The organism is Sulfitobacter mediterraneus, assembly GCF_003054325.1.
Lineage (GTDB): Bacteria > Pseudomonadota > Alphaproteobacteria > Rhodobacterales > Rhodobacteraceae > Sulfitobacter > Sulfitobacter mediterraneus.
Genome location: NZ_QBKU01000003.1, coordinates 190,543 through 216,152 on the forward strand (window position 1 = coordinate 190,543; position 25,610 = coordinate 216,152).

Annotated in this window: 26 protein-coding genes; 15 read left to right on the forward strand and 11 right to left on the reverse strand. The window is 60.4% G+C overall.

Annotated features, from left to right (window positions below):
- Positions 1-2 precede the first annotated feature (2 nt).
- The 9 genes from C8N31_RS06150 (at position 3) to cysE (ending at position 8,324) form a co-directional block, all read left to right on the forward strand.
- Positions 3-317, forward strand: a complete 315-nt coding sequence (locus C8N31_RS06150; protein ID WP_025048336.1) for a gene transfer agent family protein — start codon at positions 3-5, stop codon at positions 315-317.
- Complete coding sequence (locus C8N31_RS06155; RefSeq protein WP_025048335.1) at positions 314-523, forward strand: rcc01693 family protein; 210 nt, start codon at positions 314-316, stop codon at positions 521-523. Before C8N31_RS06150 ends, C8N31_RS06155 begins: the two co-directional genes overlap by 4 nt.
- A complete protein-coding gene (locus C8N31_RS06160; RefSeq protein ID WP_025048334.1) occupies positions 513-1,217 on the forward strand; it encodes a phage tail tape measure protein in 705 nt (234 codons plus the stop codon). The genes C8N31_RS06155 and C8N31_RS06160 overlap by 11 nt, the downstream gene beginning before the upstream one ends.
- 14 nt (positions 1,218-1,231) lie before the next feature.
- Positions 1,232-1,864 (forward strand): DUF2460 domain-containing protein, encoded by a 633-nt coding sequence (locus tag C8N31_RS06165; protein WP_025048333.1) that lies wholly within the window; start codon positions 1,232-1,234, stop codon positions 1,862-1,864.
- On the forward strand, positions 1,864-2,751 hold the full coding sequence (locus C8N31_RS06170; RefSeq protein WP_025048332.1) for a DUF2163 domain-containing protein: 888 nt from the start codon (positions 1,864-1,866) through the stop codon (positions 2,749-2,751). Before C8N31_RS06165 ends, C8N31_RS06170 begins: the two co-directional genes overlap by 1 nt.
- The gene (locus C8N31_RS06175) at positions 2,748-3,194 is read left to right on the forward strand and encodes an NlpC/P60 family protein (RefSeq protein WP_025048331.1); all 447 of its coding nucleotides are present in this window, start codon (positions 2,748-2,750) and stop codon (positions 3,192-3,194) included. Before C8N31_RS06170 ends, C8N31_RS06175 begins: the two co-directional genes overlap by 4 nt.
- Positions 3,194-7,117: a baseplate multidomain protein megatron gene (locus C8N31_RS06180; protein ID WP_025048330.1), complete on the forward strand. Its 3,924-nt coding sequence runs from the start codon at positions 3,194-3,196 to the stop codon at positions 7,115-7,117. The genes C8N31_RS06175 and C8N31_RS06180 overlap by 1 nt, the downstream gene beginning before the upstream one ends.
- Complete coding sequence (locus tag C8N31_RS06185) at positions 7,117-7,410, forward strand: DUF7742 family protein (RefSeq protein ID WP_025048329.1); 294 nt, start codon at positions 7,117-7,119, stop codon at positions 7,408-7,410. Before C8N31_RS06180 ends, C8N31_RS06185 begins: the two co-directional genes overlap by 1 nt.
- A gap of 104 nt (positions 7,411-7,514) precedes the next feature.
- Positions 7,515-8,324: a serine O-acetyltransferase gene (gene cysE, locus C8N31_RS06190; protein WP_025048328.1), complete on the forward strand. Its 810-nt coding sequence runs from the start codon at positions 7,515-7,517 to the stop codon at positions 8,322-8,324.
- Between the two features lie 145 nt (positions 8,325-8,469).
- Here the strand turns inward: cysE and C8N31_RS06195 are convergent, their stop codons facing one another.
- The 5 genes from C8N31_RS06195 to C8N31_RS06215 all read right to left on the reverse strand — a co-directional run bounded on the left by C8N31_RS06195 (position 8,470) and on the right by C8N31_RS06215 (position 13,986).
- Positions 8,470-9,786, reverse strand: coding sequence for a pyruvate dehydrogenase complex dihydrolipoamide acetyltransferase (locus C8N31_RS06195; protein WP_025048327.1), 1,317 nt, complete (start codon positions 9,784-9,786; stop codon positions 8,470-8,472).
- Positions 9,787-9,797: 11 nt separating this feature from the next.
- Positions 9,798-11,171: a pyruvate dehydrogenase complex E1 component subunit beta gene (locus C8N31_RS06200; protein WP_025048326.1), complete on the reverse strand. Its 1,374-nt coding sequence runs from the start codon at positions 11,169-11,171 to the stop codon at positions 9,798-9,800.
- 3 nt (positions 11,172-11,174) lie between these two features.
- Entirely contained in the window at positions 11,175-12,185 is a 1,011-nt protein-coding gene (gene pdhA, locus C8N31_RS06205; protein ID WP_025048325.1) for a pyruvate dehydrogenase (acetyl-transferring) E1 component subunit alpha, read from the reverse strand.
- A gap of 154 nt (positions 12,186-12,339) precedes the next feature.
- Positions 12,340-12,639 carry an FtsB family cell division protein gene (locus tag C8N31_RS06210; protein ID WP_025048324.1) on the reverse strand — a complete coding sequence of 100 codons (300 nt, stop codon included), beginning with the start codon at positions 12,637-12,639 and terminating at the stop codon, positions 12,340-12,342.
- A 153-nt stretch (positions 12,640-12,792) separates the two neighbouring features.
- Entirely contained in the window at positions 12,793-13,986 is a 1,194-nt protein-coding gene (locus C8N31_RS06215; protein ID WP_025048323.1) for a phosphoglycerate kinase, read from the reverse strand.
- 124 nt (positions 13,987-14,110) lie between these two features.
- Here C8N31_RS06215 and C8N31_RS06220 point away from each other — a divergent pair, with 124 nt between their 5' ends.
- The 3 genes from C8N31_RS06220 (at position 14,111) to C8N31_RS06230 (ending at position 16,207) form a co-directional block, all read left to right on the forward strand.
- Positions 14,111-14,617: a peptidylprolyl isomerase gene (locus C8N31_RS06220; RefSeq protein WP_025048322.1), complete on the forward strand. Its 507-nt coding sequence runs from the start codon at positions 14,111-14,113 to the stop codon at positions 14,615-14,617.
- Complete coding sequence (locus tag C8N31_RS06225; RefSeq protein ID WP_025048321.1) at positions 14,610-15,164, forward strand: peptidylprolyl isomerase; 555 nt, start codon at positions 14,610-14,612, stop codon at positions 15,162-15,164. Before C8N31_RS06220 ends, C8N31_RS06225 begins: the two co-directional genes overlap by 8 nt.
- Positions 15,165-15,238: 74 nt before the next feature.
- Positions 15,239-16,207: a DUF3179 domain-containing protein gene (locus tag C8N31_RS06230; RefSeq protein WP_037918397.1), complete on the forward strand. Its 969-nt coding sequence runs from the start codon at positions 15,239-15,241 to the stop codon at positions 16,205-16,207.
- A 32-nt stretch (positions 16,208-16,239) separates the two neighbouring features.
- Here C8N31_RS06230 and C8N31_RS06235 read toward each other — a convergent pair whose 3' ends face one another.
- A complete protein-coding gene (locus C8N31_RS06235) occupies positions 16,240-16,596 on the reverse strand; it encodes a VOC family protein (protein WP_025048319.1) in 357 nt (118 codons plus the stop codon).
- 88 nt (positions 16,597-16,684) lie between these two features.
- On the opposite strand from C8N31_RS06235, the gene C8N31_RS06240 reads away from it, so the two are divergent.
- Positions 16,685-17,422 carry a helix-turn-helix transcriptional regulator gene (locus C8N31_RS06240; RefSeq protein WP_025048318.1) on the forward strand — a complete coding sequence of 246 codons (738 nt, stop codon included), beginning with the start codon at positions 16,685-16,687 and terminating at the stop codon, positions 17,420-17,422.
- A 129-nt stretch (positions 17,423-17,551) separates the two neighbouring features.
- Positions 17,552-18,178, forward strand: coding sequence for a class I SAM-dependent methyltransferase (locus tag C8N31_RS06245; RefSeq protein ID WP_025048317.1), 627 nt, complete (start codon positions 17,552-17,554; stop codon positions 18,176-18,178).
- A 91-nt stretch (positions 18,179-18,269) separates the two neighbouring features.
- On the opposite strand, the gene C8N31_RS06250 is transcribed toward C8N31_RS06245, so the two are convergent.
- The 5 genes from C8N31_RS06250 to C8N31_RS06270 form a co-directional block, all read right to left on the reverse strand.
- Positions 18,270-18,686 carry a VOC family protein gene (locus C8N31_RS06250; RefSeq protein ID WP_025048316.1) on the reverse strand — a complete coding sequence of 139 codons (417 nt, stop codon included), beginning with the start codon at positions 18,684-18,686 and terminating at the stop codon, positions 18,270-18,272.
- Between the two features lie 163 nt (positions 18,687-18,849).
- A complete protein-coding gene (locus C8N31_RS06255) occupies positions 18,850-19,353 on the reverse strand; it encodes a bactofilin family protein (protein ID WP_025048315.1) in 504 nt (167 codons plus the stop codon).
- On the reverse strand, positions 19,343-20,668 hold the full coding sequence (locus C8N31_RS06260) for a M23 family metallopeptidase (RefSeq protein ID WP_025048314.1): 1,326 nt from the start codon (positions 20,666-20,668) through the stop codon (positions 19,343-19,345). The genes C8N31_RS06255 and C8N31_RS06260 overlap by 11 nt, the downstream gene beginning before the upstream one ends.
- Before the next feature lie 191 nt (positions 20,669-20,859).
- Positions 20,860-21,657: a ferritin-like domain-containing protein gene (locus C8N31_RS06265; RefSeq protein WP_037918472.1), complete on the reverse strand. Its 798-nt coding sequence runs from the start codon at positions 21,655-21,657 to the stop codon at positions 20,860-20,862.
- Between the two features lie 14 nt (positions 21,658-21,671).
- Positions 21,672-22,133 (reverse strand): peroxiredoxin, encoded by a 462-nt coding sequence (locus C8N31_RS06270; protein WP_025048312.1) that lies wholly within the window; start codon positions 22,131-22,133, stop codon positions 21,672-21,674.
- A gap of 96 nt (positions 22,134-22,229) precedes the next feature.
- Between C8N31_RS06270 and C8N31_RS06275 the strand changes: the two genes are divergently transcribed.
- A complete protein-coding gene (locus tag C8N31_RS06275; protein ID WP_025048311.1) occupies positions 22,230-25,607 on the forward strand; it encodes a YhdP family protein in 3,378 nt (1,125 codons plus the stop codon).
- Positions 25,608-25,610: the final 3 nt, after the last annotated feature.

Sequence of the window (25,610 nt, forward strand, 5' to 3'; positions counted from 1 at the left end):
ACATGGCGAACCGTTGGCGCGGGGAAGTGGCCCTCACGGTCAATGGCCAGCGCCACCTGGCGCGACTGTCTTTGGGCGCTTTGGCGGCGTTGGAGGAGACGCTTGAGGTCGGATCGCTGGTGGCGTTGGTGGAGCGGTTCGAGACGCGGGCGTTCTCCAGCCGTGATGTGCTGGCGCTGCTCGGGGCAGGATTGCGCGGCGGGGGCGCGGAGATCAGCGATGCAGACCTGGCCGAGGCCGAGATCGAAGGCGGCCCGGTGGCGGCGGCCAAGGCTGCGGCGGAACTGCTCGCACGGGCCCTTGTGGTGCCGGAGTGAACGATCCGGTGGCATGGCCTGCGTTGTTGCGGGCCGGATTGCACGAGTTGCGGTTGGCGCCGGATGTGTTCTGGAACCTGACCCCGGCGGAATTGCAGGTGATGTTGGGCAAAGCTGCACCACGCCAGCCAATGACGCGGGACGGGTTGGACGCCTTGATGGATGCCTATCCTGACCAAGCAAAAGGAACACAGAATGGCGGATGACAACAACTTTGATCAGTTGAACGGCAAGGCGGCGGGGCTGAACGGGACATTGGCGCAGACCAGCGTATTGGTGAGCGGTTTTGACAGTGAGTTGCGACGGATGCGGGTGTCTTTGGCGGCGACGGGCAAGGATATGGCGACGATGGAGCGCGGGCTGAGCCGGGGCTTGCGCAGGGCGTTTGACGGTGTGGTTTTGGACGGCATGAAATTGACCGATGCATTGCGCAGCGTGGCGCAGACGATGGCGCACACAGCCTATAATGCGGCGATCAAGCCGGTGACGCAGCATATTGGCGGTCTGATCTCGCAGGGGGTCGGAACGTTGGTCCAGAACGTTTTGCCGTTTGAGCAGGGTGCGCCGTTTTCGCAAGGGCGCGTGATCCCCTTTGCGAGGGGCGGCGTAGTGAGCGCGGGGCGTGTGCAAAGTGGCGGCGGCGGCGGGATTGTGGCCGGACCCACCCATTTCCCGATGCGTGGCAGCTATGGATTGATGGGCGAGGCCGGGCCCGAAGCCATCATGCCACTGGCCCGCGGGGCAGATGGCAAATTGGGCGTTCGCGGCGGCGGAGGGGGCGGCGATGTGCATGTGGTGATGAACATCACAACCCCGGATGTGCAGGGGTTCCAAAGATCACAAAGCCAGATCGCCGCGCAGATGAGCCGCGCCCTGAACACGGGCAATCGTAACCGATAACCGGGGAGAGACAGATGACATTTCACGAGATCAGATTTCCGGCCAGCCTCAGCTTTGGGTCTGTTGGCGGCCCGCAGCGGCGCACCGATGTGGTGACACTTGCGAACGGGTTTGAAGAACGCAACACGCCTTGGGCGCATTCGCGGAGGGTGTATGACGCAGGGCTTGGCATGCGGTCGATTGACGACTTGCAGGTGCTCATCGGCTTCTTTGAGGCCCGGATGGGGCAGATGCATGGGTTTCGTTGGAAGGACTGGGCGGACTATGCATCTGGCAAGGGCGCGGCGGAGGTGGCATTTGATGATCAGACCATCGGTTTTGGCGATGGGGAAACGGCGGATTTTCAGCTGATCAAGACCTACAGGTCCGGTGCGCAAAGTTACGCGCGGCCAATCAAGAAGCCAGTTGCGGGCACGGTGCGCGTTGGGGTTGAACAGGACAGTCTGCAAGAGGGCGTGGATTATGAGGTGGATCTGGTTACGGGCATGGTGAGTTTTGTCCATCCGCCTGATCCGGGGATGGAGATCCTTGCGGGCTATGAATTTGACGTGCCAGTGCGGTTTGATACGGACCGGATCCTGACGTCGGTGGCCAGTTTTCAGGCCGGGCAGGTGCCCAATGTGCCGGTGATCGAGGTGCGAATCTGATGGGCGGCGGGGAACAGGGCCTTTTGGATCACGCGGCCAGCGGGCTGACAACGCTGTGCCACGCCTGGGCGATAGAGCGGACGGACGGCAAGGTCTTTGCCTTTACCGATCATGATCTGCCTTTGGCGTTTGAGGGATTTGCCTTTCAGGCGGATGCCGGGCTGAGCGCAGGGGCGATTGCGCAAACCACAGGGTTGGCGGTGGACAACACCGAGGCCATGGGTGCGCTTAGCCATGCCTCTATCCGCGAGGATGAGATTGAGCAGGGCCGTTTTGATGGCGCGGCGGTCAAAGCGTGGTTGGTGAACTGGCAAGATACGGATCAGCGGATGCTGAAATTTTCGGGTAGTATCGGAGAGTTGCGCCGGATTGACGGGGCGTTTCGCGCCGAGTTGCGGGGATTGACCGAGGTTTTGAACCGGCCTTTGGGGCGTGTTTATCAAAAGCCCTGCACGGCAGTTCTGGGTGACAGCACATGCCGGTTTGATCTGAGCCAACCGGGGTACCGCGAGACCCGCGCGGTCGAACAGATCAACGATCGTCGCCAGCTGATCTGGGATGCATTCGAAGGTTATGGCGAGGGGTGGTTTGAACGGGGGCGTCTTGAGGTGCTGGACGGGGCAGCGGCGGGGCTTTGGTCCGTGATCAAACATGACCGGATCAAGGACGGCAAACGCGTGATTGATCTGTGGGAACCCTTGCGCGGGGCGCTTGGCCCCGGAGACAGGGTGCGGCTGATTGCGGGCTGTGACAAGCGCATGGAGATCTGCCGGTTGAAATTCGACAACCTGATCAATTTTCAAGGCTTTCCGGACATCCCAAGCGAAGATTGGGTGGTTGCAGTGCCAAAATCCAAAGGCGCAAACACCGGAGGATCGCGGCGATGACGGTGCAGGGCGATCAGGTGGTGGAGGCCGCCCTTGGATGGATCGGTACCCCATACGTGCATCAGGCAGGCCGCAAGGGCGCGGGCTGTGATTGTCTGGGGCTGATCCGGGGCATCTGGCGCGAGAGGTTTGGCAATGAGCCGGAGGCGGTGCCTGCCTATTCGATGGATTGGTCCGAGCCGCAGGGTGAAGAACAGCTTTGGGCCGCCGCGCTGCTGCATTTGCGGGCCAAGGGTGTGGCTGACGAAGCGCGAGGGGATGTTGTGTTGTTTCGGATGCGGCAGGGCGCCGTGGCTAAACATCTTGGGGTGCAGTCGCGCGTTGGTGCAGACGCTCGGTTTATTCATGCCTATGCGCGGCATGGGGTGACCGAAAGCCCGCTGTCCGGCCCATGGCGCAGGCGCATTGTTGCGCGTTTTGAATTTCCACAAGGAGCCCTGTGATGGCGACATTGTTATTTTCCGCAGCCGGTGCTGCGCTCGGTGGTTCGATCGGGGGTACATTTGCCGGGCTGTCTTCGGTGGCGATTGGCCGGGCTGTTGGCGCGACTTTGGGCCGGGTGGTGGATCAGCGGTTGTTGGGGCAGGGGGCGGATGCGGTTGAAACCGGCAAGGTAGACCGGTTTCGTCTGACCAACGCGGGGGAAGGCAGCGCGATCTCGCAGGTCTACGGGCGAATGCGCATGGGCGGGCATTTGATCTGGGCGTCAGATTTCATCGAAACGGTGGCTGTTTCCGGGGGCGGCAAGGGCAGCCGCCCGTCACCTGAGGTCTCTGAATACAGCTATGCCGTGAGCCTGGCGATTGGCATTTGCGAGGGGAAAATCACCCGCATTGGCCGGGTTTGGGCAGACGGTGAGGAGGTCGCGCCAAAAGATCTGAATATGCGGGTTTATGATGGCACTTCAGATCAATTGCCGGATCCTGTCATGGAGGCGATTGAGGGCGCGGGCCGGGTGCCGGCCTATCGCGGCACCGCATATGTTGTGATGGAAGACCTTTCCCTGGCGCAATTTGGCAACCGGATACCGCAGTTTTCCTTTGAGGTTATCCGCCCCGAACAGCCGGACGCGCCGGGCTGGGAGCATACTCCAGCGTTTGGCGTACGCGGTGTGGCGATTATCCCCGGCACGGGGGAATATGAATTGGCGACCTCGCCGGTGAATTATGATCTCGGCGACGGGGTGATGCAAAGCGCCAATGTCTCCACTCCGGCGGCGGAGCCTGATTTTGCCCATTGCGTTGAGGCGGTCTGCGAAGAGTTGCCAAACCTCGAAGCGGCGTCGTTGGTGGTGTCTTGGTTTGGTGATGACTTGCGTTGCGGGGACTGCACGGTCCGCCCGAAGGTTGAGCAAAAAGAGGTGGATAGCCCAGAGATGCCATGGACCTCTGGCGGGATTGACCGGTCAGCAGCGGAGGTGATCGTACAAGACGATGGCAGGCCGGTTTATGGCGGCACGCCGACGGATGCTGCGGTGATCGAAGCCATTCAGGCGCTGAGCGCGGCGGGCAAGGCGGTGATGTATTATCCGTTCATCCTGATGGACCCCTTCAAAGGCAATGAATTGCCCGACCCCTACAGCGACAACGGATTTCAGCCAGACCTGCCATGGCGGGGGCGGATCACATTGTCTGAGGCTCCGGGTCGGCCCGGCAGCCCGGATGGTACGGCACAGGCGGTTTCCGAAGTTGATGCATTCTTCGGCACAGCCACAGCGGCAGATTTTGCAGTGGTGGACGGGGCTGTAAGCTATTCCGGTCCGGCAGAGTGGGGGCTGAACCGGTTTATTCTGCACAATGCGGCGCTATGTCTTGAGGCGGGGGGCGTTGAGGCGTTTTGCATCGGGTCAGAAATGCGCGGCTTGACGCAGATCAGAGGGCCGGGAAACAGCTTTCCGGCGGTAGCGCGGCTGCGAGGCCTGGCGGCGGAGGTGCGTAGTCTTTTGGGGCCGGAAACCAAGCTGAGCTATGCGGCGGATTGGTCAGAGTACTTTGGATATGCGCCGCAAGACGGATCGAACGACAGGTTCTTTCATCTTGATCCCTTGTGGGCCGATCCCAACATCGATTTCATTGGCATCGACAACTACATGCCGTTGGCCGATTGGCGTGATGACGGGGGGCATCTGGATGGGGTGAATTGGGATGCGATCTATGACCTCGGTTATCTGAAATCCAACATCGAGGGTGGCGAGGGCTATGATTGGTATTATCATTCCGAAACAGCCCGTGCCGCGCAGATCCGCACGGACATCACTGATGGCGATTATGGCGAACCTTGGGTGCATCGTTACAAGGATCTGCGCGGCTGGTGGGAGAACACGCACCACGACCGGATTGGCGGGGTCCGCGCGGAAAGCCCGACCAGTTGGCAACCGAAGTCAAAACCGATCTGGTTTACCGAATACGGCTGCGGCGCGGTGGACAAGGGCGCCAACCAGCCCAACAAGTTTCTGGATCGCAAAAGTTCGGAAAGCCTGCTGCCCAGATTTTCAAACGGGGCGCGGGATGAGTTGATCCAGATGCAATACCTGCGCGCCATGTCAGAGTATTGGGCGGAGCCTGACAACAATCCGATGTCTTCGGAATATGAGGGCCGGATGCTGGATATGTCGCGGGCGTTTGTTTGGGCTTGGGACAGTCGGCCTTATCCGTTTTTCCCCAATGATGTGGAGCGATGGAGCGATGGCGAGAACTATGCCCGTGGCCATTGGATCAACGGGCGCACGTCGTCGCGCAGCCTGGCCTCGGTGGTGCGAGAGATTTGCGAGCGGGCGGGCTTGGCGGACTACAGTACAGACGGTCTTTACGGCTATTTGCGCGGCTATGCGGTGGAGCAGGTTGGCGATGCGCGTGCGGCGCTGCAACCTTTGATGATCCGCTATGGGTTTGACGCGGTGGAGCGCGGCGGCGTGTTGCGGTTTCGGCCCCGAGATGGGTTGGCCCCTGAGGTGATTGAAGTGGGCCTATTGGCGGTGACCGATGAGCTGGACGGGGTGACGGAACAAAGCCGAGAAGCCGAAGTGTCAGGGCGGGTGCGGTTGCGGTTTGTGCAGGCGGATGCCGATTTTGATGTGATCGCAGAGGAGGCGGTTCTGGCCGATGAGGCGACCCATGCGGTGACGGGGTCAGAAATGAACATGTCCCTGACGCGCAGTGAGGGGCGCCAGATTGCCGAGCGGTGGCTGACCGAGGCGCGTGTGGCGCGCGAGACCTTGCGATTGGCTTTGCCACCGTCACGGATGGATCTTGGCGCAGGTGATGTGATCGAGCTGCCCGGGCAGGGCCAGGAGGGCGCGGGTCGATACCGGATTGATCGGGTTGAACAATCTTTGGCCCAACTGGTGGACGCGGTGCGCATTGAGCCGCAGGTTTATGACACCGCTGATTTGAGCGAAGATCCTGTGCCGATCAAACCTTTTGTAGCGCCGGTCCCGGTGATCTCGCATTTCCTTGATCTACCACTTTTGCGCGGGGACGAAGTGCCTCACGCGCCCCATATTGCCATCACTGCGGATCCTTGGCCGGGGGCGGCGGCGGTGTTTCAGTCGGGCGTGGATGCAGACTATAAGCTGAACAGCCTGATCAATGCTCGCGCGACCGTTGGCGTAACCAAGACGGCGCTGCCAGCGGCCTGCGCAGGGGTGACGGATCATGGGCCGGTTTTAGAGGTAAAACTGATCTCGGGCCAATTGGAAACGGTGCAGGCGCAAGCCCTCCTGAGCGGGGCAAATACGGCGGCGATTGGTGATGGCACCTCTGGCAATTGGGAGGTTTTCCAGTTCGCCGAGGCGGAACTGATCGGGCAGGATACCTATTGGCTGCGCGGGCGGCTGCGCGGGCAGGCGGGATCTGATGGGCTTTTGCCGGAGGTTTGGCCGGAAGGATCGATCTTTGTGTTGCTGGACGGGACGCCAAAACAGATAGAGCTGAGCCCGAACCTGCGCCGGGTTGCGCAGCATTTCAGGATTGGTCCGGCGGGACGGGGTTACGATGACCCGTCATATCAACATGTGGAAGAAGCGTTTGATGGCAATGGTTTACGCCCCTTTAGCCCCTGCCATCTGCGGGCAGACTTACAGATAAGCGGTGACGCCCAACTGCGATGGATCAGGCGCACGCGGATCGGCGGCGATGGCTGGGAGGCAGCAGAAGTGCCGCTTGGCGAAGACAGCGAATCCTACTTGGTGCAGGTGCGCAAGAACGGCGCCCCATTGCGCCAAGAGATCGTGACCGAACCGAGCTGGACCTATTCTGCTGCTGCGCAATCCGCCGATGGTGCGGTGCGTCCGTTTGAGGTTCGGGTGGCACAACTCTCGGCGGTTTATGGGGCAGGACTTGCCGCGACGGTGGTGGTGCCTGGGTGATGCGCCGCGTGCTTTGGTCGGATGTGACCACAGCTGCGCGCGCGGTTTTGGCGGCAAGGCCTGCGCGGCGAGAAAGCTTTGCCGCCGCATTGGTTGTTCAAGCCAGCCATGCGGACAAATACACCCGGCGGCTGGGGCGGGATCATCCCAGTTGGGGCAATGGCACGCTGCTGGCGGCGGCGCGAAAGCATGCCTTGGCGGCCGAGCGCAGCTTTGATGATCGCGATTATGCGCAGTGTTGCCTGCTGGTTCTGACGGCGCTGGATCGGTTTCGTGCGACAAAAAACTTGTAAGCGGAACTTTCATGCCCACATGATTTTATGAACGACATCACAGATTTGCGTTTGGGCATCAGATGTTGCATGGGCTAGGGTGATGCCAACAAAGGACGGATATTATGGCTGAATTGCGCACGAAGATTGCTCCGATGGACCCGGTTTGGGACCAGATCCAGAAAGAGGCACAGCAAGCTGTGCAGGACGAGCCGCTGATTGGCGGCTTTGTGCATGCCTGTATTCTGCACCACCAGTCCATTGAAAAGGCATTGTCTTACCGGATCGCGGCCAAGCTTTCATCCAATGAGATGTCGATGATGGTTGTGCGCGAGATGGTCGAAGAGGCCTATGCCGAAAACCCCGAGCTTATTCAGGCCGGGCGGGCCGATCTGGTGGCGATCTATGAACGCGATCCGGCGTGCCACAGATTGCTGCAGCCGATCTTGTACTTCAAAGGGTACCAAGCGGTGCAGGCCTACCGGGTCGGGCATCACCTTTGGCAAAAGGGCAAACGTGATCTGGCGTATTTTGTGCAGATGCGGGTGAGCGAGATCTTTGGCGTGGATATTCATCCAGCGGCGGCCATCGGGCGCGGCATCATGATAGATCACGCGCATTCCATTGTGATCGGCGAAACCGCTGTGGTTGGAGACAACGTGTCGATGTTGCATTCGGTGACATTGGGCGGGACGGGCAAGGAAGAAGAGGACCGGCATCCGAAGATCGAGGATGGTGTTCTGATCGGAGCCGGGGCCAAGGTTCTGGGCAATATCACCGTGGGCCATTGCAGCCGCATCGCGGCAGGATCAGTGGTGTTGGAAGCGGTGCCGCCTTGCAAGACAGTGGCCGGTATTCCGGCACGGATCGTCGGCGAAGCGGGTTGTGATCAGCCGGCGGTGTCGATGAACCACATGTTGGGGCCGCAGGACTGATTACCTGTCCGAACGTACTATTAAGAATTGAAAAAAGCCGGGGGAAACCCCGGCTTTTTGTTTGATTTATGCCATCCCTGCGGGCTGGTGATGAGGGGCTGGCGGCCCCTCAAACTCCCCGCGAATATTTGGGGCCAAAAAGGGATCAGGCCAACATGGTCATCGGCGCTTCGAGGTTGTCTTTGATCGCGTTGAGCAGGTTGGCCCCCAGTGCGCCGTCGATCACCCGGTGATCCACGGAGAGCGTCACAGACATCACAGTGGCCACGGCCATTTCGCCGTCTTTGCCGACGATCGGTTTCTTGACGCCTGCGCCCACCGCAAGGATGGCGCCGTGGGGCGGGTTGATCACGGCGTCGAAGTTTTCGATGCCGAACATCCCGAGGTTGGAGATGGCAAAGCTGCCGCCCTGGTATTCATGGGGGGCAAGTTTGCGGTCACGGGCGCGGGCGGCGAGGTCTTTCATTTCGGCCGAGAGGGCAGAGAGCGATTTCATCTCGGCGTCTTTAAGGACCGGAGTGAACAGGCCGCCTTCGATGGCGACGGCCACTGCCACGTCTGAGGGTTTCAGTTTCAGCGTGCGATCGCCAGCCCAGACCGAATTGGCCTCGGGCACCTGTTGCAGGGCCAGAGCGCAGGCCTTGATGATGAAATCATTGACCGACAGTTTGATGCCGCGCGGCTCAAGCTGTTTGTTCAGATCGGCGCGGAAGCCCATCAACGCATCCAGCTGGATATCGCGGCGCAGATAGAAATGCGGGATGCTTTGTTTGGCTTCGGTCAGACGTGCAGCGATGGTTTTGCGCATACCGTCGAGTTTGACCTCTTCGAAGTCTCGGCCTTCGTAGATCTTCAGCACGGCGTCTGTGGATGGGCCTTGTGCGGCGGCGGCAAGTGCAGCGGGTGCAGATGCGGCTGCAGCAGCAGGTTTGGCTGCCGGGGCATCGGACGCAGAGAGCCCTTCGACGTCGGCCTTGACGATACGGCCATGGGGGCCGCTGCCGGTGACATTGGCCAGATCCAAACCCTTGTTCGCGGCGATGCGCCGGGCGAGCGGCGAGGCAAAGATGCGTGTGCCATCGGCGCCCTTGGGGGCGGCGGGGGCTGGCGTTGCGTCTGCTGTGGCCGCAGGGGCGGCGGGCGCTGTGTCCTGCGTGGCAGTGGGAGCGGCCTCTGCCTTTGGGGCAGGGGCGGCGGCACCGATGTCATCGGCGCTTTCTCCGTCTTCGAGCAGCACCGCGATGGCGGTGTTCACCTTGACGCCTTCGCTGCCTTCGGGGATCAGGATCTTGCCGATCACGCCCTCATCCACGGCTTCGAATTCCATGGTGGCTTTGTCGGTTTCGATCTCGGCCAGCAGATCGCCGGAAGAGACGGTATCGCCTTCCTTAACGAGCCATTTGGCCAGCGTGCCTTCTTCCATGGTGGGGGACAGGGCGGGCATGAGGATTTCTGTGGGCATCGGGCCGCTCCTTATTTGTAGGTTACTTTTTTCACGGCTTCGATGACCTCATCGGTGGTCACCAGCGCGTGTTTTTCAAGGTTGGCGGCATAGGGCATGGGCACGTCCTTGCCGGTGCAGTTGATCACCGGTGCGTCGAGGTAATCAAACGCCTCCTGCATCACCACGGAGGAGATGTAGCTGCCGACCGAACCCTGCGGCCAGCCTTCTTCGACGGTGACCAAGCGGTTGGTTTTCATCACGGAATTAATGATCGCGGGGGTGTCCATCGGGCGCAGGGTGCGCAGGTCGAGGACCTCGGCGTCGATGCCTTCTTCGGCCAGTTTCTCGGCCGCTTCCAATGCATAGCTCATCCCGATGCCAAAGCTGACGATGGTCACGTCATTGCCTTCCCGCCAGATCCGGGCCTTGCCGAAAGGCACTGTGTGATCGTCAATGTCCGGCACGTCAAAGCTGCGGCCATAGAGGATCTCGTTTTCGAGGAAGATCACCGGGTTGGGGTCGCGGATCGCGGTTTTCATCAGACCTTTGTAGTCCGAGGCGGAGTAGGGCATCGCCACCTTGAGGCCGGGCACCTGCATGTACCATGCGGCGTAGTCCTGGCTGTGCTGGGCGCCGACGCGGGCCGCCGCGCCATTGGGGCCGCGGAAGACCATGGGCGCACCCATCTGGCCGCCGGACATATAGAGTGTCTTGGCGGCGGAGTTGATGATGTGGTCAATCGCCTGCATGGCGAAGTTGAAGGTCATGAATTCGACAATCGGACGCAGACCACCAAAGGCCGCGCCAGTGGCGATCCCGGCAAACCCGTGTTCGGTGATCGGTGTGTCGATGACACGCTTTTTGCCAAACTCGTCCAGCATCCCTTGGGAGATCTTATAAGCGCCTTGGTATTCGGCCACCTCTTCGCCCATCAGGAACACGTTTTCGTCGCGGCGCATTTCTTCGGACATGCCGTCACGCAGGGCCTCGCGGACGGTTTGTTGCTTCATTGGCGTGCCTTCGGGCCAATCTGGCGTCAGGTCCACTTTGGGCGCTTCGGGTGCGGATTGCGCGGCGGCAGGCGCTGGCGCGGCTTCTGCCGGAGCTTCGGCCTTGGCAGCTGGCGCAGATGCGGCGCTGTCGATATCGCTCGCGCTTTCGCCGTCTTCAAGCAGCACGGCAATTGCGGTGTTGACCTTGACCCCTTCGGTGCCTTCTTCGATCAGGATCTTGCCGATGGTGCCTTCGTCCACGGCTTCGAATTCCATGGTGGCCTTGTCGGTTTCGATCTCGGCCAGAATGTCGCCTGACGACACGGTGTCGCCTTCCTTGACCAGCCATTTGGCCAGCGTGCCTTCTTCCATGGTGGGCGAGAGGGCGGGCATGAGAATTTCAGTAGCCATCTATCAAGCCTCCTGCGGGATTTCTGTTGCGTAAATATCTGTCCAAAGTTCCTCAAGCGCTGGCTCGGGGCTTTCTTTGGCAAATTCCGCGCTTTCGTTCACGATGGCTTTGATCTCTTTGTCGATGGATTTGAGATCGTCCTCGGTGGCGTGCTTGCCGGTCAGCAGCAAGGCGCGCACGGCTTCGATCGGATCACGTTCTTCGCGCATTTTCTGGACCTCTTCGCGGGTCCGGTATTTGGCGGGGTCCGACATGGAGTGGCCGCGATAGCGGTAGGTTTTGACCTCAAGGATATAAGGCCCTTCGCCGGAGCGGCAGTGCGCCACGGCTTTTTCGCCGGCCTCCTTGACAGCCAGAACATCCATACCGTCCACAGCTTCACCGGGGATGCCGAACGCTTTGCCGCGCTCATAAATCTCGGCGGAGGAGGTGGAGCGTTGCTGCGAGGTGCCCATGGCGTATTGGTTGTTTTCGATCACAAAGATACAGGGCAGTTTCCACAGGGCGGCCATGTTGAACGTCTCATAGACCTGCCCCTGGTTTGCCGCGCCATCACCGAAATAGGTGAAGCTCACACGGCCGTTTTCCTTGTATTTGTCCGCAAAGGCGAGGCCCGCGCCCAGCGGCACCTGCGCCGCGACGATGCCGTGACCACCATAGAAATGTTTCTCTTTCGAGAACATGTGCATGGAGCCGCCCTTGCCTTTGGAATAGCCGCCCTCGCGGCCGGTCAGTTCGGCCATCACGCCGTTGGGGTCCATGCCGCAGGCCAACATGTGGCCGTGATCGCGGTAGGATGTGATGCGCTTGTCGCCTTCCTCTGCGGCGGCCTCAAGGCCAACCACAACGGCCTCTTGGCCAATGTAGAGGTGGCAGAAACCACCGATCAAACCCATGCCGTATAATTGACCGGCTTTTTCTTCAAATCGGCGGATCAAAAGCATGTCACGATAGTATGCTTTCAACTCCTCCGCAGAGACATTGGGTTTCTTACTGGGTTTCTTCGCTGCCATGGGCATGTCCTCCGTCTGCGCAGATCAGGTGTCCGCAGATAGTTTAGCGTTAAACTATCTTCTAATGGATTCGAGAACATAATGGTAGTGAGATTTGACGTTGGGGCAAGAAGTCACACCCAAAAACCACCTAAAAGTGGTCAAATCTTTGATTTTAGCGGATTACAATCTCGTCCGAGCGGATCATTCCAAGCACTTTGCGGGCCTGTTCGTCCAAAAGATCGAGGTCGAGGTAATCATCTGACATGCGTTTGGTCAGGTTTTCCATCCGCGCCACATCGGCACGCACCCCGTCCAGCTGCGCCCGAAGATCCTGCGTTTCGGCCAGAATTTCCGCCCTGCGGAACAGGCCAAAGTCACCCTGCACTGCGGCAAAAGTGAAATACAGGCTCAACGCGAAAGCGATGGCGAAAAAGAACAGCGTGCCAAAGGCCGGGCGTGCGGTGCGGGTCATCTATCTGCCTCAAATCGTCTCTTGGTGGACGTAAAGGCAATATGACACAGGTGATTCGCCGTGTGAATCCCCCCACGCTGGATTGAGACCGTAAATTTTTCGATTTGCCCGCGCCGTGGCTTTTTTACCCGTTCTGCTGAAATTCAAGCGTTTTCAAGCCGAAAGCGCCGCAACTCCCGGCAATTCCTTGCCTTCCATCCATTCCAGAAACGCACCACCCGCGGTGGAGATATAGGTGAAATCCTCGGCTGCACCGGCCTGGTTCAGCGCGGCCACGGTATCGCCGCCGCCCGCGACCGAAATCAATGCGCCATCGCGGGTCTGCCGCGCGGCGGTTTTGGCAGCAGCAACGGTTGCAGTGTCAAAAGGGGCAATTTCGAACGCGCCCATCGGGCCGTTCCAGATCAGGGTTTTGAGCCCCTCAAAGGCGGCAGAGGTCACGGCGATGCTGTCTGGTCCTGCATCCAGCACCATTTGATCGGCCTCCAGTTTGGCGTCCGGGCCAAGCTGAACCACCTCATGGTCGGCACCTGCCGCAAATTCACGTGCAACCAACCCATCAACCGGCAGGATCACCCGGCAACCGGCCTTGTCCGCCTGCGCCATGATGTCTTTGGCGGTGTCGAAGAAATCAGGTTCCTGCAAGGATGCGCCCAGATCCGCGCCAAGGGCGGCGAGAAACGTGTTGGCCATGCCGCCGCCGATCACCAGCACATCAAGGCGGTTCACAAGGTTTTCGAGCAATTCGATTTTGGTGGATACCTTTGCACCGCCTACAACGGCCCCGACAGGGCGCTCCGGCGTGGCCAGCGCGGCCTCCAACGCGCTCAGCTCCGCTTGCATCAGGCGGCCCGCGCAGGCAGGCATCAGCCGCGCCAGCGCCTCGGTTGAGGCATGGGCACGGTGGGCGGCGGAAAAGGCATCGTTGCAATAGACATCGCCCAGCCCGGACAGACGGCGGGCAAAGTCCTGATCATTGGCCTCTTCGCCGGGATAAAAGCGAATGTTCTCCAAGAGCAGCACATCTGCCGCCTCGGCCTCTGCCGTCAAGTTCTCGGCGCCTTCGAGCGTTTCAACCAGCACAACCTTGCGACCAAGTGCATCTTTCAGCGCGGGCAGCACCTGCGCCAGGCTCAGATCAAGGTTCACGCGGCCCTTGGGGCGGCCAAAATGCGCGATCAGCATCGGCTTGCCGCCCTTGGCAAGAATGTCGGTGATGGTCGGCACAATCCGTTCAATTCGTGTGGCATCCGTGACCATGCCGTTTTCTACCGGAACATTGATATCCACCCGCACCAGCACCCGTTTGCCTGACAATTCCATGTCATCCAGCGATTTCCAGCCCATGTGATACTCCTGCCTTTGGTTTGACCCCGTGTTTTGCCTTTCTGAGGCCGCAGGTCAATGCAGCAGCTTGGCAATTGCGCTTATCCAACCTAGTTAGAGGCAAACCAGTTCAAAGGAGCACGGCATGGCCGAGATCAAAGACCCAGAAAACACTATCCTGATGGAGCTGAAAGGCGGCACTGTGACAATCGAATTGATGCCCAAAGTGGCGCCCAAGCACGTTGAGCGGATGAAAGAACTCACCCGCGCGGGCAAATATGACAATGTGGCCTTTCACCGGGTGATCGACGGCTTCATGGCGCAGACCGGCGACGTGGAACATGGCAACATCGAAAAAGACTTCAACCTGCGCATGGCAGGCACTGGCGGGTCCGATCTGGATAATGTTCCGGCTGAATTTTCCAAGGTGCCGCATGCACGCGGCTCCATCGGCGCGGCCCGGTCTGCCAATCCAGACAGCGCCAACAGCCAGTTCTTCATCAACTTCAAAGACAATGATTTCCTCAACGGTCAATACACCGTCTACGGTCAGGTCATCTCGGGCATGGAACATGTCGATGCGATCAAACGGGGTGAGCCAGCACCCGAGCCGGACCGCATGATCAGCGTCAAGGTGGCCGCGGATGCGTAAGCTGATTGCGGGAACTTTTGCGGTTGCCCTGATGGGTACGGCGGCCATGGCAACGGGCCTGAAGATCGAGATCGAAGGCGAGGCCAATGGCATCGTGATGATCGACCTTCTTGAAGAGGTCGCACCACAGCACGTGGCGCGGATCACCGAACTGGCCGAGGCCGGCGCCTACGATGGCGTGGTGTTTCACCGGGTGATCGACGGCTTTATGGCGCAGACCGGTGACGTGCAGTTTGGCAAAGAGGGCGGCGATCTGGGCCGCGCGGGCATGGGCGGTTCTGACATGCCGGACGTGCCAGCGGAATTTTCCGATGTGCCCTATGACAAAGGCGTTGTGGGCATGGCCCGCAGCCAGAACCCCAACAGCGCCAACAGCCAGTTTTTCATCATGTTTGACGCCGGTCACTTCCTCAATGGGCAATACACCGTTGTGGGCCGTGTCACCGAAGGTCAGGACGTGGTGGATGCGATCAAACGCGGCACCGGCGGCAATGGCGCGGTGGTCGGCACACCCGACCTGATGCGCTCAGTGACGGTGACCGAGTAATACCGGCCTACATCACTGATCAAGTTTGCGTGGGGCCTGCTGGATTGCGGGCCCCATTTGCGTCAGGGTGGGGCATGTTCAAAGCCTTGATTGCCGCCCTCGCTTTTTGTCTGTCCCTGGTCGCTGCCCATGCAAGCCCCGAGTTCTGGCGCAGTGAGTGGCCCGATACCGATTTTGAAAACACCGCTGTGGACAGTTGGACCGAGATCCTTTCTGGCGGACCGCCCAAAGATGGTATTCCGGCGCTTGATGACCCGCAATTTATCCATGCCAACAAAGAAACCCGGATCGCCGACCGGGAGCCGGTGATCACACTGGCGCTGGACGGGCATCCGGCGCGGGCCTATCCGATCCGTTATTTGACTTGGCATGAGATCGTGAACGATCGCATTGGCGGCGCCCCTGTGACGGTGACCTTCTGCCCGCTGTGCAATTCGGCCATGGTGTTTGATGGCCGGGCGCGGGGGCGGGTGCTGACTTTTGGGGTCACGGGCAAGCTGCGCAATTCGGATATGGTGATGTATGACCGCGAGACCCAAAGCTGGTGGCAACAGGCGCAGGGCATCGGCATCGTGGGTGAAATGACCGGCACAGAGCTGCGCCAATTGCCAAGCTGGATGGAAAGCTGGGCCGACTTTAAGGCCGCGCACCCCCAAGGTGTGGTGATGGCCGAACCGACCTATCCGCGCGACTATGGCCGGAACCCCTATCGTGGATATGACAGCCTGACGCGGCCCTTCCTATATTCCGGTGATCCGCCGCCCCATGGCATTCCTGCGCTGGAACGGGTGGTGCGGATCGGCAACCGCGCCTGGCCCCTGACACGGCTGGCCGAAGCGGAGCAGGTGACAGAGGCGGGCGTGACGATCCGCTGGCGGGCCGGTCAGGCCTCCGCCCTCGACAGTGGTCAAATCGCCAAGGGCCGCGATGTGGGCAGCATCCGTGTGCAAGACGGGCAGGGGCGTGATCTGGCCCATGATGTGATGTTCGCCTTTGCCTTTCATGCGTTCTGGCCGGATGGCACTTGGATGCTGGGGCGGTAGGGGCGCAGCTCCGGCGCGCGCCCCCTCTATCCCTAGTCAGCAAAGCAAAGCTTGTTGCCGTCCAGATCCCGCACATAGGCCGAAAACTTTGGACCGCGCTGGCCCGGCGTGCCTTCACATGTGCCGCCAAGTTCAAGCGCCAGGGCATGTAGGCGTCTGACCTCGGCCTGACTGCCAACGTCAAAGCCAACCATCGTGCCATTGCCGCGGGTCGCGGGCTGGGTATCAAAGGGGATCGCGGCGGCAAAAGCGTAACCTTCACCAAGCCAATATGTCATTCTGTCCGAGGGTGACATGCTGTGCAGGCCCGCCTCTGAGAACAGGGCGTCATAGAACGTTTTAGCGGCGGTCAGATCGTTGGTGCCAACGACAGCGTAGTTCAGTTTCATAGATCATTTCCTTGTTGCAGCCGCGGTGCAATCGCGGCCTGCGGAAATCCATATTGCTAAATAAGACAGTTTGTGTCTTATTTGTGTGATGGCACGTGCAGATACCCCAAGCAGGCTCAGGCGGCTCGAATTGTTGGCGGTTCAGCTCAAGCAGGACAGCCATTGTACAGTCAAGGATCTGGCTCAGCAGCACGGCGTCAGTCCGCGCACGATTGCGCGTGATCTGGCGTTGATGCGGGACCATCACGGCATGCAGATCGACGCGGACCGGGGGCGCGGCGGTGGCCTGCGTCTGGATCGGAACTGGGGCGTTGGTCGTCTGAACTTGTCCTATGGCGATGCTGTGGATCTGTTGATCAGCATCGCGGTGGCCCAGCAGATGAATTCGCCAATGTTTCTGGCCAATCTGGACAGTGTCCGGCGGCAGCTCGTGGCGTCCTTTTCTGCGGAGAAACGCAAGAAGGTAGACCAGTTGAAATCGCGCATTCTGGTAGGTGTCACCGCCTCGACCTATGTGCAAGCCAGCGCACATGCGCCGCCCAAACGGGTGGTGCAGGCGCTGCATCAGGCGTTCATCGGTCAGGAGTTGCTTGAGATCGCTTATCAACGGGAGGACGGTGAAACCTCCAAGCGCCGGATCGAGCCACATTATCTGTTGTTGAAATACCCGGTTTGGTACGTGGTCGCTGTGGATCACCTGCGGGGCGGGCCGAGAACCTTTCGCTGTGACCGGATCATGTCTGCGACACGGATGGACCAGAGCTTTCGATTGCAAAAGCCAGAGGCATTTGGTCCGGACTTGGCCAAGGGAGAACTATCAATCTGAGGGGGCTGAGGCCACCGCGTGCCCCCTGAACTGTGTTACGTTCACATTCAATTGTGTTCAGTGGCATTCCGAGACAGGCTTGGATAGGCTCTTGTGACACAACATCGCCAATGACGGCAGGAACTTCACATGGCAGACACTCAGATCTCTACAACCAACCGTTATGACATTGCCGCCCCGCGTTGGGGCGACAAGATGCGGACGCTTGGCTACTACGATGGTTACCTGGGATTTCTGTCTGCGCCGACCCGGCTTGAGGGCCGCAACCAGCGGGTCATTGATGTGGGGTCCGGGACCGGCGCATTTGCCGAAGCATGGGTGGCCATACATGGCCCGCCACGCGAATTGACCCTGCTGGAACCCAGCGCAGCGATGCTGGAGCGTGGCAAAGCGGCATTGAACAGGCGCGGCGTGGAACCGAGGACGGTGCAGGCGCTGCTGGGACAGACAACTGATACAGACCCCTGCGATGTGGTTCTGGCGGCGCATGTGCTGGAACATTGTGATGATCCGTTGACGGCCCTGCGAGACATGCGGGATATGCTCGTCCCCGGAGGACAACTGCGCCTCGTTGTGTCCAAGCCGCATTGGTGCAACGCGATCATCTGGTTGCAGTGGCGGCACCGGACCTTTCAAAGAGCAGAGATTTTGGCTCTGGTTCAGGACGCCGGTTTTGATGTGGAGCAGGTTTACGCCTTCCCATCCGGCCCCCCCTCACGCACCAGCCAAGGGATCGTCGCGCGTCGAAGCCGCTGATGACCTGCCGATGAGAGCATTGCAGGCGTGCCGCGATACCGGATCATGAACTGATGGTTCCATCGTCACGCGACCCAGCATGTGATCTGCTTTATCCGTCCCGGCCCGGCTCATCCGGATTGCTGGAGAACAACGCGATCTTGTTGCCCTGCGGATCACGCAGATAGCTGACGTAGAAATGCGGACCATAAGCGGCGCGAAACCCCGGTTGGCCTTCGTCAAAACCACCCGCGTCCAAGGCTGCGGCATGCAGGTCGCGCACCTGGCTTTGGCGCTGCGCCTCAAAGGCGACCATTGCCCCGTTCCCGGCTGATGCCGCACGTCCGTCAAAGGTCGGCTTCACGTAGAAATCCGGCAGAACCGGCGACTGCCCCGGTGCAACCGGCAGCGCAAAGCTGAGCCCCTCCGGACCTTCGTCCAGCCCGTAGCCGAGGGCGGGCAGGAAGGCAGAATAGAACCGCTTTGCCAGCGCGATGTCATCTGCGCCAACCGTGACATAAGCAATCATCTGAGAAGTTCCTTTCAAGGCGTTTGGGATCGGCAATTTGCGGGCTGCGGCGGGGGAGGTCAACAGATCTGCGGCCGCCGCTGACCGGACCCACGCCCCTGCCTCCAAAACAAAAGGCACCGCCAAATGGCGATGCCTTTCAAATCTTGAAATGTTGCGCCGCTTAGCTGGCTGGGTTCGCCTTGGCCGCTGGCGCAGCTTTTGCACCGGGGTTCAATGGATCGTCCTGACGCTGTACCGAACCCTCAAAATGGGCGCCGGATTCGATGGCGATGGTCTTGTGAATGATGTCGCCCTCAACACGGGCCGTGGAGGTCAGGCGCACCTTGAGGCCGCGCACACGGCCCACAATGCGGCCGTTGATCACAACATCATCGGCAACCACTTCGCCTTTGATTGTGGCGGTTTCGCCGATGGTCAGCAGATGCGCACGAATGTCGCCCTCGACCGTGCCTTCGACCTGAATGTCGCCGGTGGTCTTCATGTTGCCCGTCACATGCAGGTCCGCAGACAGCACAGAGGCAGGTGGCTTGGCCTTTGGGGCGCTGGCCTTGAATTCGCTCGACGTGGTCTGTGTCGAAGCGGCTGGCGCTTGCGGTGCCGCAGGTTTGGGCGCATCGGCGTCCTTGGTTGGGGCGGGGTCGTTGATTTTGCTTTTAGAAAACATCGTTTGCAGCCTTGATATAGATCATGGGGTTAACAGCTTTGCCGCCCACACGCACTTCGTAGTGCAGGTGCACGCCAGTTACGCGTCCAGATGCCCCCATATCACCGATCCGCTGCCCGCGCGAGACCCTTTGGCCTACTTTTACGCGCAGCCGGGACAAATGGGCATAGCGGGTCTCAATGCCGAACTCGTGCTGGATCTTTACAAGACGGCCATAACCGGACTGCCATCCTGCGTGAACCACGACACCATCGGCGGTGGCATAAAGTGGTGTGCCAAGCCCCGCAGCGAAATCAACGCCCGAGTGCATGCGGCGTCCGCCGGTCTTGGGATCGCGGCGGTAGCCGAACTGGCTGGTAAAGCGGAAGGCGGTCTTAACAGGGTTGGCGAAAGGCGCCTTTTGCGCGGCGATCCGGTAAAGGTTCAACTTGTCCATCTGGTTGAGCAGACGGTTGGCGCGCAATGTATCGGCGGTGGGTTCCTCGCCGCGGGTGGTAAAGGACAGCGGTGTCATCGGTCCGCCCTGGCCGGAATAGCCCCGGCGCACCTGTTCGATGATCCGGTCCGGCGGCATGCCCGCATTGCGGAACATCTTGTCCAGGGGGGCCACGGAAACGGTCATCGCTTCTTCAAGCTGGCGGAAAATTGCATCGTTCTGATCGCGCATCAGGGCAATTTGCTGGGCCATCCGGTCGGCCTCAAGCAGGGCATCCTGCGCATCGGCGACAACCTGATCGCGTTCTTTCGCCGTCCGCTCAAGCGCTTCGGCCAGAAAACCCATCGGGGCGTTGCTGGCGGCGACCTGCACCTGACCGGCACCATCTTCAAGCGTGTCTTGCAGCTCTGCCAGGGTGCGGCGGGCGGTCTCGCGGTCTTTCATGGTGTCGCGCAGGGTGGATTGGATCACGTCGATCCCGGTCTCCAGCTCGCGGCGGCGGGTCTCGGATTGCAAAAGCTCTGACTGCATCAACGAGATCTGCTTCAAAGCCGCGTTAAAGCGTTCCTGCGCAGCCAGTGCCTCTTCGGCGCGGCTGTCGCGCTGGCCGGACAGATCATTCAGACGCGCCTGATAGGTGCGTTGATCGCGCTTGGCCTGTTCGCGGAAATTACCGGAGCCGATGCTGTCCATCAGGATAATGGCAGTGGCCACAATCGCCCATGCAACCAGCGCGGCGGAGCCTGCAAAGGCGACAATCTGGGTGCCGGGGCGCAGGCGGATAAAACGTGTGTCATTGTCGGATTTGAGAAAAACACGGCGTTCTGGAAAATACTGCTCCAGAATGGCGTTCACTTTGATTGCGAGCCTTGTGCGCACGATGTTGTCCTCTTTGTCGTCCCCCGACCAAAGGTGCAGGTTCCCCCCCGGCACATTTTGGTCCAGATTTCATTATCCAGTGACCGGCCATGGGGCAACCCTGTTGGCCTTTCCTGCGACATCAAACCTCTGTATCTGACCAAATGGGCAAAAATCCGCCTATTCCAAATGCTTGGCAGGCGAGGTTCAACTCAAGGTTCACCTGTCTCGGTCAGTGGCCAATAGAAATCTGGGGGAATGCCGGCCTCGGCGCGTTTCTCTTCGTTGAAGGGCGGTTTGAGATGCCCGTGGAAGTATTTGCGCACCAAACCGTGGAACCGTTCCTTGGGATCATCGTCAAAACGCCCGCAGAGGAAATGAAACCATTTGCTGCCATAGGCGACATGGGCAACCTCTTCGGCATAAATCGTTTCCAACGCGCTCACTGCGCCATCCGCCTTGGCGCGTTTGAAAATCTCGATTATGCCGGGGGTCACATCCAGCCCGCGGGCCTCAAGCACCATCGGGACCACGGCCAATCGGCCCATCAGATCATCCACCGTGTCCTCGGCGGCGCGCCACATGCCGGCATGGGCAGGCAAGGCGCCATAAAAGCTGCCTTCCGCTTCAAGGCAGTCGCACATCAGGTTGAAATGTTTGGATTCTTCATCCGCCGCTTTGACCCAATCGTCATAGAACCCCATCGGCAATTTGGTATCCGTGAAGCGTGCAATGATGTCCCAGTGCAGATCTACCGCATTCAATTCGATATGGGCCACCGCATGCAGCAGCGCGATGCGGCCCTCCGGCGTGCCGGGGCGGCGGCGCGGCACATCGCGAGGGTTCAACAGCTCTGGCGCGGCGGGGCGGGACGGATGCAACGGCGGATCGGCATGGCCAATCTCGGGGGTCTCGCCCGCGGCGCGTGCGGCTTGCCACTGCGCGGCAAACGCCCGTGACATCGCGGTTTTTTCGCGGCCATTGCCACAACGCAAGACCGCCTCGGCCATCTGGGCAAGGGGTTTCACAGGGCTTTCACCGCGTCCAGAACCGCCTCGACATGGCCGGACACTTTGACCTTGCGCCAGATCTTGGCGATATCGCCCTGCGCGTCGATCAGATAGGTTGCGCGTTCAATGCCCATCGACTTTTTGCCGTACATGTTTTTCTCGACCCAGACGCCATAAGCCTCTGTCATCTCGCCATTCTCATCCGACAACAGCGGCACAGTCAGATCATGTTTGGCAGTGAATTTGTCGTGTTTCGCCATGGTATCGCGAGAGATGCCAAAGACCTTGGCGCCAGCCGCCTCAAAATCCGCCAGATGTTCGGAAAAGCCGATGCTTTCCTTGGTGCAGCCCGGCGTGTCGTCACGCGGATAAAAGAACAGAACCACAGGCGTGCCTTTCAGATCGGCAAGCGAAACTGTGCCACCGCCAGTCACGGCGAGGCTGAAATCGGGGGCAGGCTGGGACAATTCGGGCATGGGTCACTTTCTATTCACTTGGAAGCAGGATTATGGACTGTCATAGTAGGTCGAAATTGGCAACGGCCAAGCCTGCAACACCAAAACCGGATAGCGATGAGCGACGCCGCGCCCGCCTCACCCTCTGGGGGTTCAAACCCCAAACGCCGCCGCCGGTGGCACCGCTTTGTGTTGCGAAGCGTGTCTTTGGTTGTGATCTTGACCTCCTTGGCGCTGGTGGGTGGGGCGGTTCTCAAGGGGTTGCCCATCGCTGCGCCGCCATGGTTGCAAGCGCGGATCGAGGGGCGGATCGCCGAAATGGTGCCAACCGCAAGGGTGCGCTTTGGCGAGATGGTCTTTGTCGTTGGCGAAGGCTGGCGACCCAAGGTGCGGCTGCGCGATGTGGTGATCAGCACCCCGGCTGGCCAAGAGATCATCAGTTTCAATGAGTTCAAGGCCACCTTTGCCACGCGTCCATTATTGAAGGGCAAGATCCAGCCCAAGGTTTTGTCATTGTCGGGGGTTGTTGCGCGGCTGAAACGCGATGCCCAAGGGCGGGTGTCGATCCGCGGTGGGCAGGCCGCCGAGGCCCCGGCGCGTGAGGCGGCAACCCTGCCGCAGCTGATCGGCCAGATGGACGAGATTTTGCAAAGCCCCGCGCTTGGCGCGCTGCGCACGGTCGAGTTGCGGGCGCTGACCCTGCGCTATGACGACGAACGTGTCGGGCGCGGCTGGACGGTGGATGGCGGGCGGCTGATCCTGCAACGGGACGGGCGCGATCTGGCGCTTTCGGCGGATCTCGCGGTGCTGAGTGGCGGCGCAGGGGTGGCAACGCTGGCGGTCAATTACAACAGCCGCATCGGTGAGACTGCCGCCGATTTCGGCGTCAGCTTTGACGGGGTCGCGGCCCGCGATATTGCAGCGCAAGGGCCAGAATTTGCCTGGCTGGATGTGCTGCGCGCACCGATTTCAGGGTCGGTGCGCAGCGGGTTGAACAGCGATGGCCGCTTTGCCCCGTCAAATGCGACACTGCAAATCGGCAAGGGCGCGGTGCAGCCCAATGCCCTGACCAAGCCGGTGCCCTTTGACGGCGCGCGCAGCTATTTCAGCTATGATCCGGCCAAGCGATTGTTGCGCTTTGATGAATTGTCCGTGCGCAGCCCTTGGATCACCGGGCAGGCCACCGGCACGGCCTCTCTTACAACAGATGGCATGCAGGGTCCGCTGACCGAATTGATTGGCCAGATCACCCTGTCCAATCTGGTGGCCAATCCGTTTGAGCTTTACCCAGAGCCGGTTGATTTGTCCGAGGCGGACATGGATTTCCGGCTGGAGCTGAACCCGTTCCGCATCACACTGGGGCGGTTGCAAATCTCGGACAGAGGCAAGACCCTGCTGGTGGACGGGGAACTGGCTGCCGATCCGGGCGGCTGGCGTTTGGCGCTGGATGGCCGGATGGACGGGCTGGAGCCGGACCGCCTGCTTGAGCTTTGGCCAGAAGGGGTGAAACCCAAAACCCGCAAGTGGCTTGGCGACAACCTGATTGACGGGCGAGTTCATAACATTGATCTGGCGTTCCGGACCGCACCGGGCAAAGACCAACACAGCTTTCTGGCGTTTGACTTTGAAAAATCCACGGTGCGGTTTTTGAAAACCATGCCGCCGATCACTGGCGGGCAAGGGCATTTCAGTCTGGCAGACGACCGTTTGGTCGTGACCGTGGATCAAGGTGAGGTCGCCCCGCCCCTTGGGGGCAGCATTCGTGTGGACGGGTCATCTTTCATCATACCGGACGTGCGCGTCAAGGACGGCGCTCCGGCGGTGATCCGGTTGCAAACCCGGTCCAGCATCACGGCGGCGCTGTCGCTGATCAACTTTGCCCCGCTCTCGGTCATGGACAAGATCAAGATGCCCGTGCGGCTGGCCGACGGGTTGGCGGATGTCAAAGGAACCATTGCGGTCCCGTTAAAAAAGGGCGGTAAGGTGCAAGATGTGAACTATCACTTCGCCGGTGCCTTGCGGGCGGTGCGCAGTGACGTTTTGGTCAAGGGCCGCCGGCTGGAGGCGACAGAACTGGACGTGACCGTGGACAACACCGGATTCCGGATCGGCGGGCCGGGGCGCATCGACGGTGTCGCGTTCAACGGCGCGTGGGAGCAACCCATCGGCAAAGGCGCGGCACAATCGGCGCTGCGCGGGCAGGTGACTTTGGATCAAGCCGCGCTGGATGCCTTTGGCGTGGCTTTGCCAGACGGGACAGTGTCGGGGCAGGCGCAGGCCGATATCGCGCTGGAGTTTGCACGTGGCGAAAAGCCAAAATTTGCGCTGACCTCTGCCTTGCAAGGGGTGCGTCTGCGCGTTCCGCAGTTGTCATGGAGCAAACCCGCACCCACACGCGGACAGCTCAATATCTCTGGTCGGTTGGGCGATCCGGCGCAAATCGACACCCTTTCTGTGGGCGGCCCGGGCTTGTCGGCCAAGGGCACGGTGGATTTGAACGCGGGCGGATCATTAAACCGGGTCCGCTTTACCAATCTGTCGGCGGGGCAATGGCTGAACGCGCCGGTCGATCTGATCGGGCAGGGGGCGGGCAAGCCGGTCAAGGTGGCGGTGCGCGGTGGATCACTTGATCTGCGCCGCGCCGAATTTGGCCCCTCGCAAGGGGGCAGCGCTGGCCCGCCGATGCAGATCACGCTGGACCGGCTGCAAATCACCGACACCATCGCGCTGACCGGTTTGACGGGCACCTTTGACACCCGCCGCGGCCTTGATGGGGCGTTTCAGGCGCGGCTGAATGGGCAGACGCCGGTCTCTGGCCGGGTGGTGCCGCAAAACGGGCGCAGTGCGGTGCGGATGACCGCGCAAGATGCGGGCGGCGTGTTGCGTTCGGCCGGTTTGCTCAAACAGGTGACGGGTGGAACGCTGGGCCTGACGCTGTTGCCCGTCGGTTCTGGCGGTGCCTTTGACGGAGAGCTGACCATGGGCGGCATCCGAATCAAACAGGCGCCGGGCATCGCGGCCCTGCTGAATGCGGTGTCGGTGGTGGGCCTGATCAATGAGCTTAATGGCGATGGCATCTATTTTGACAAGGTCGAAGGGCGGTTCCGCCTCACGCCTGACAGCCTGACCCTGACCGAAGGGTCGGCGGTCGGGGCATCCATGGGGTTGTCGATGGACGGGGTCTATGCGCTCAACTCCGGGCTGCTCAATATGCAGGGCACGATCACGCCGGTGTACCTGCTTAATGGCATTGGCTCGGTGCTGACCCGCAAAGGAGAGGGGCTTTTTGGCTTTCACTATACCCTCAAAGGACAGGCGAAAGATCCGTCTGTGTCGGTCAACCCGCTGTCCGCCCTGACCCCCGGCATGTTCCGCGAGATTTTCCGCGCCCCCAAACCCGAATTGCCAGCGGTCGAGGGCAACACCCAGTCCATCCTGCCAGCCAAACCCGCAGAGGCGGAAAAACGGGTTGTTCCAAAGTATGATGGGCGTTAGGGC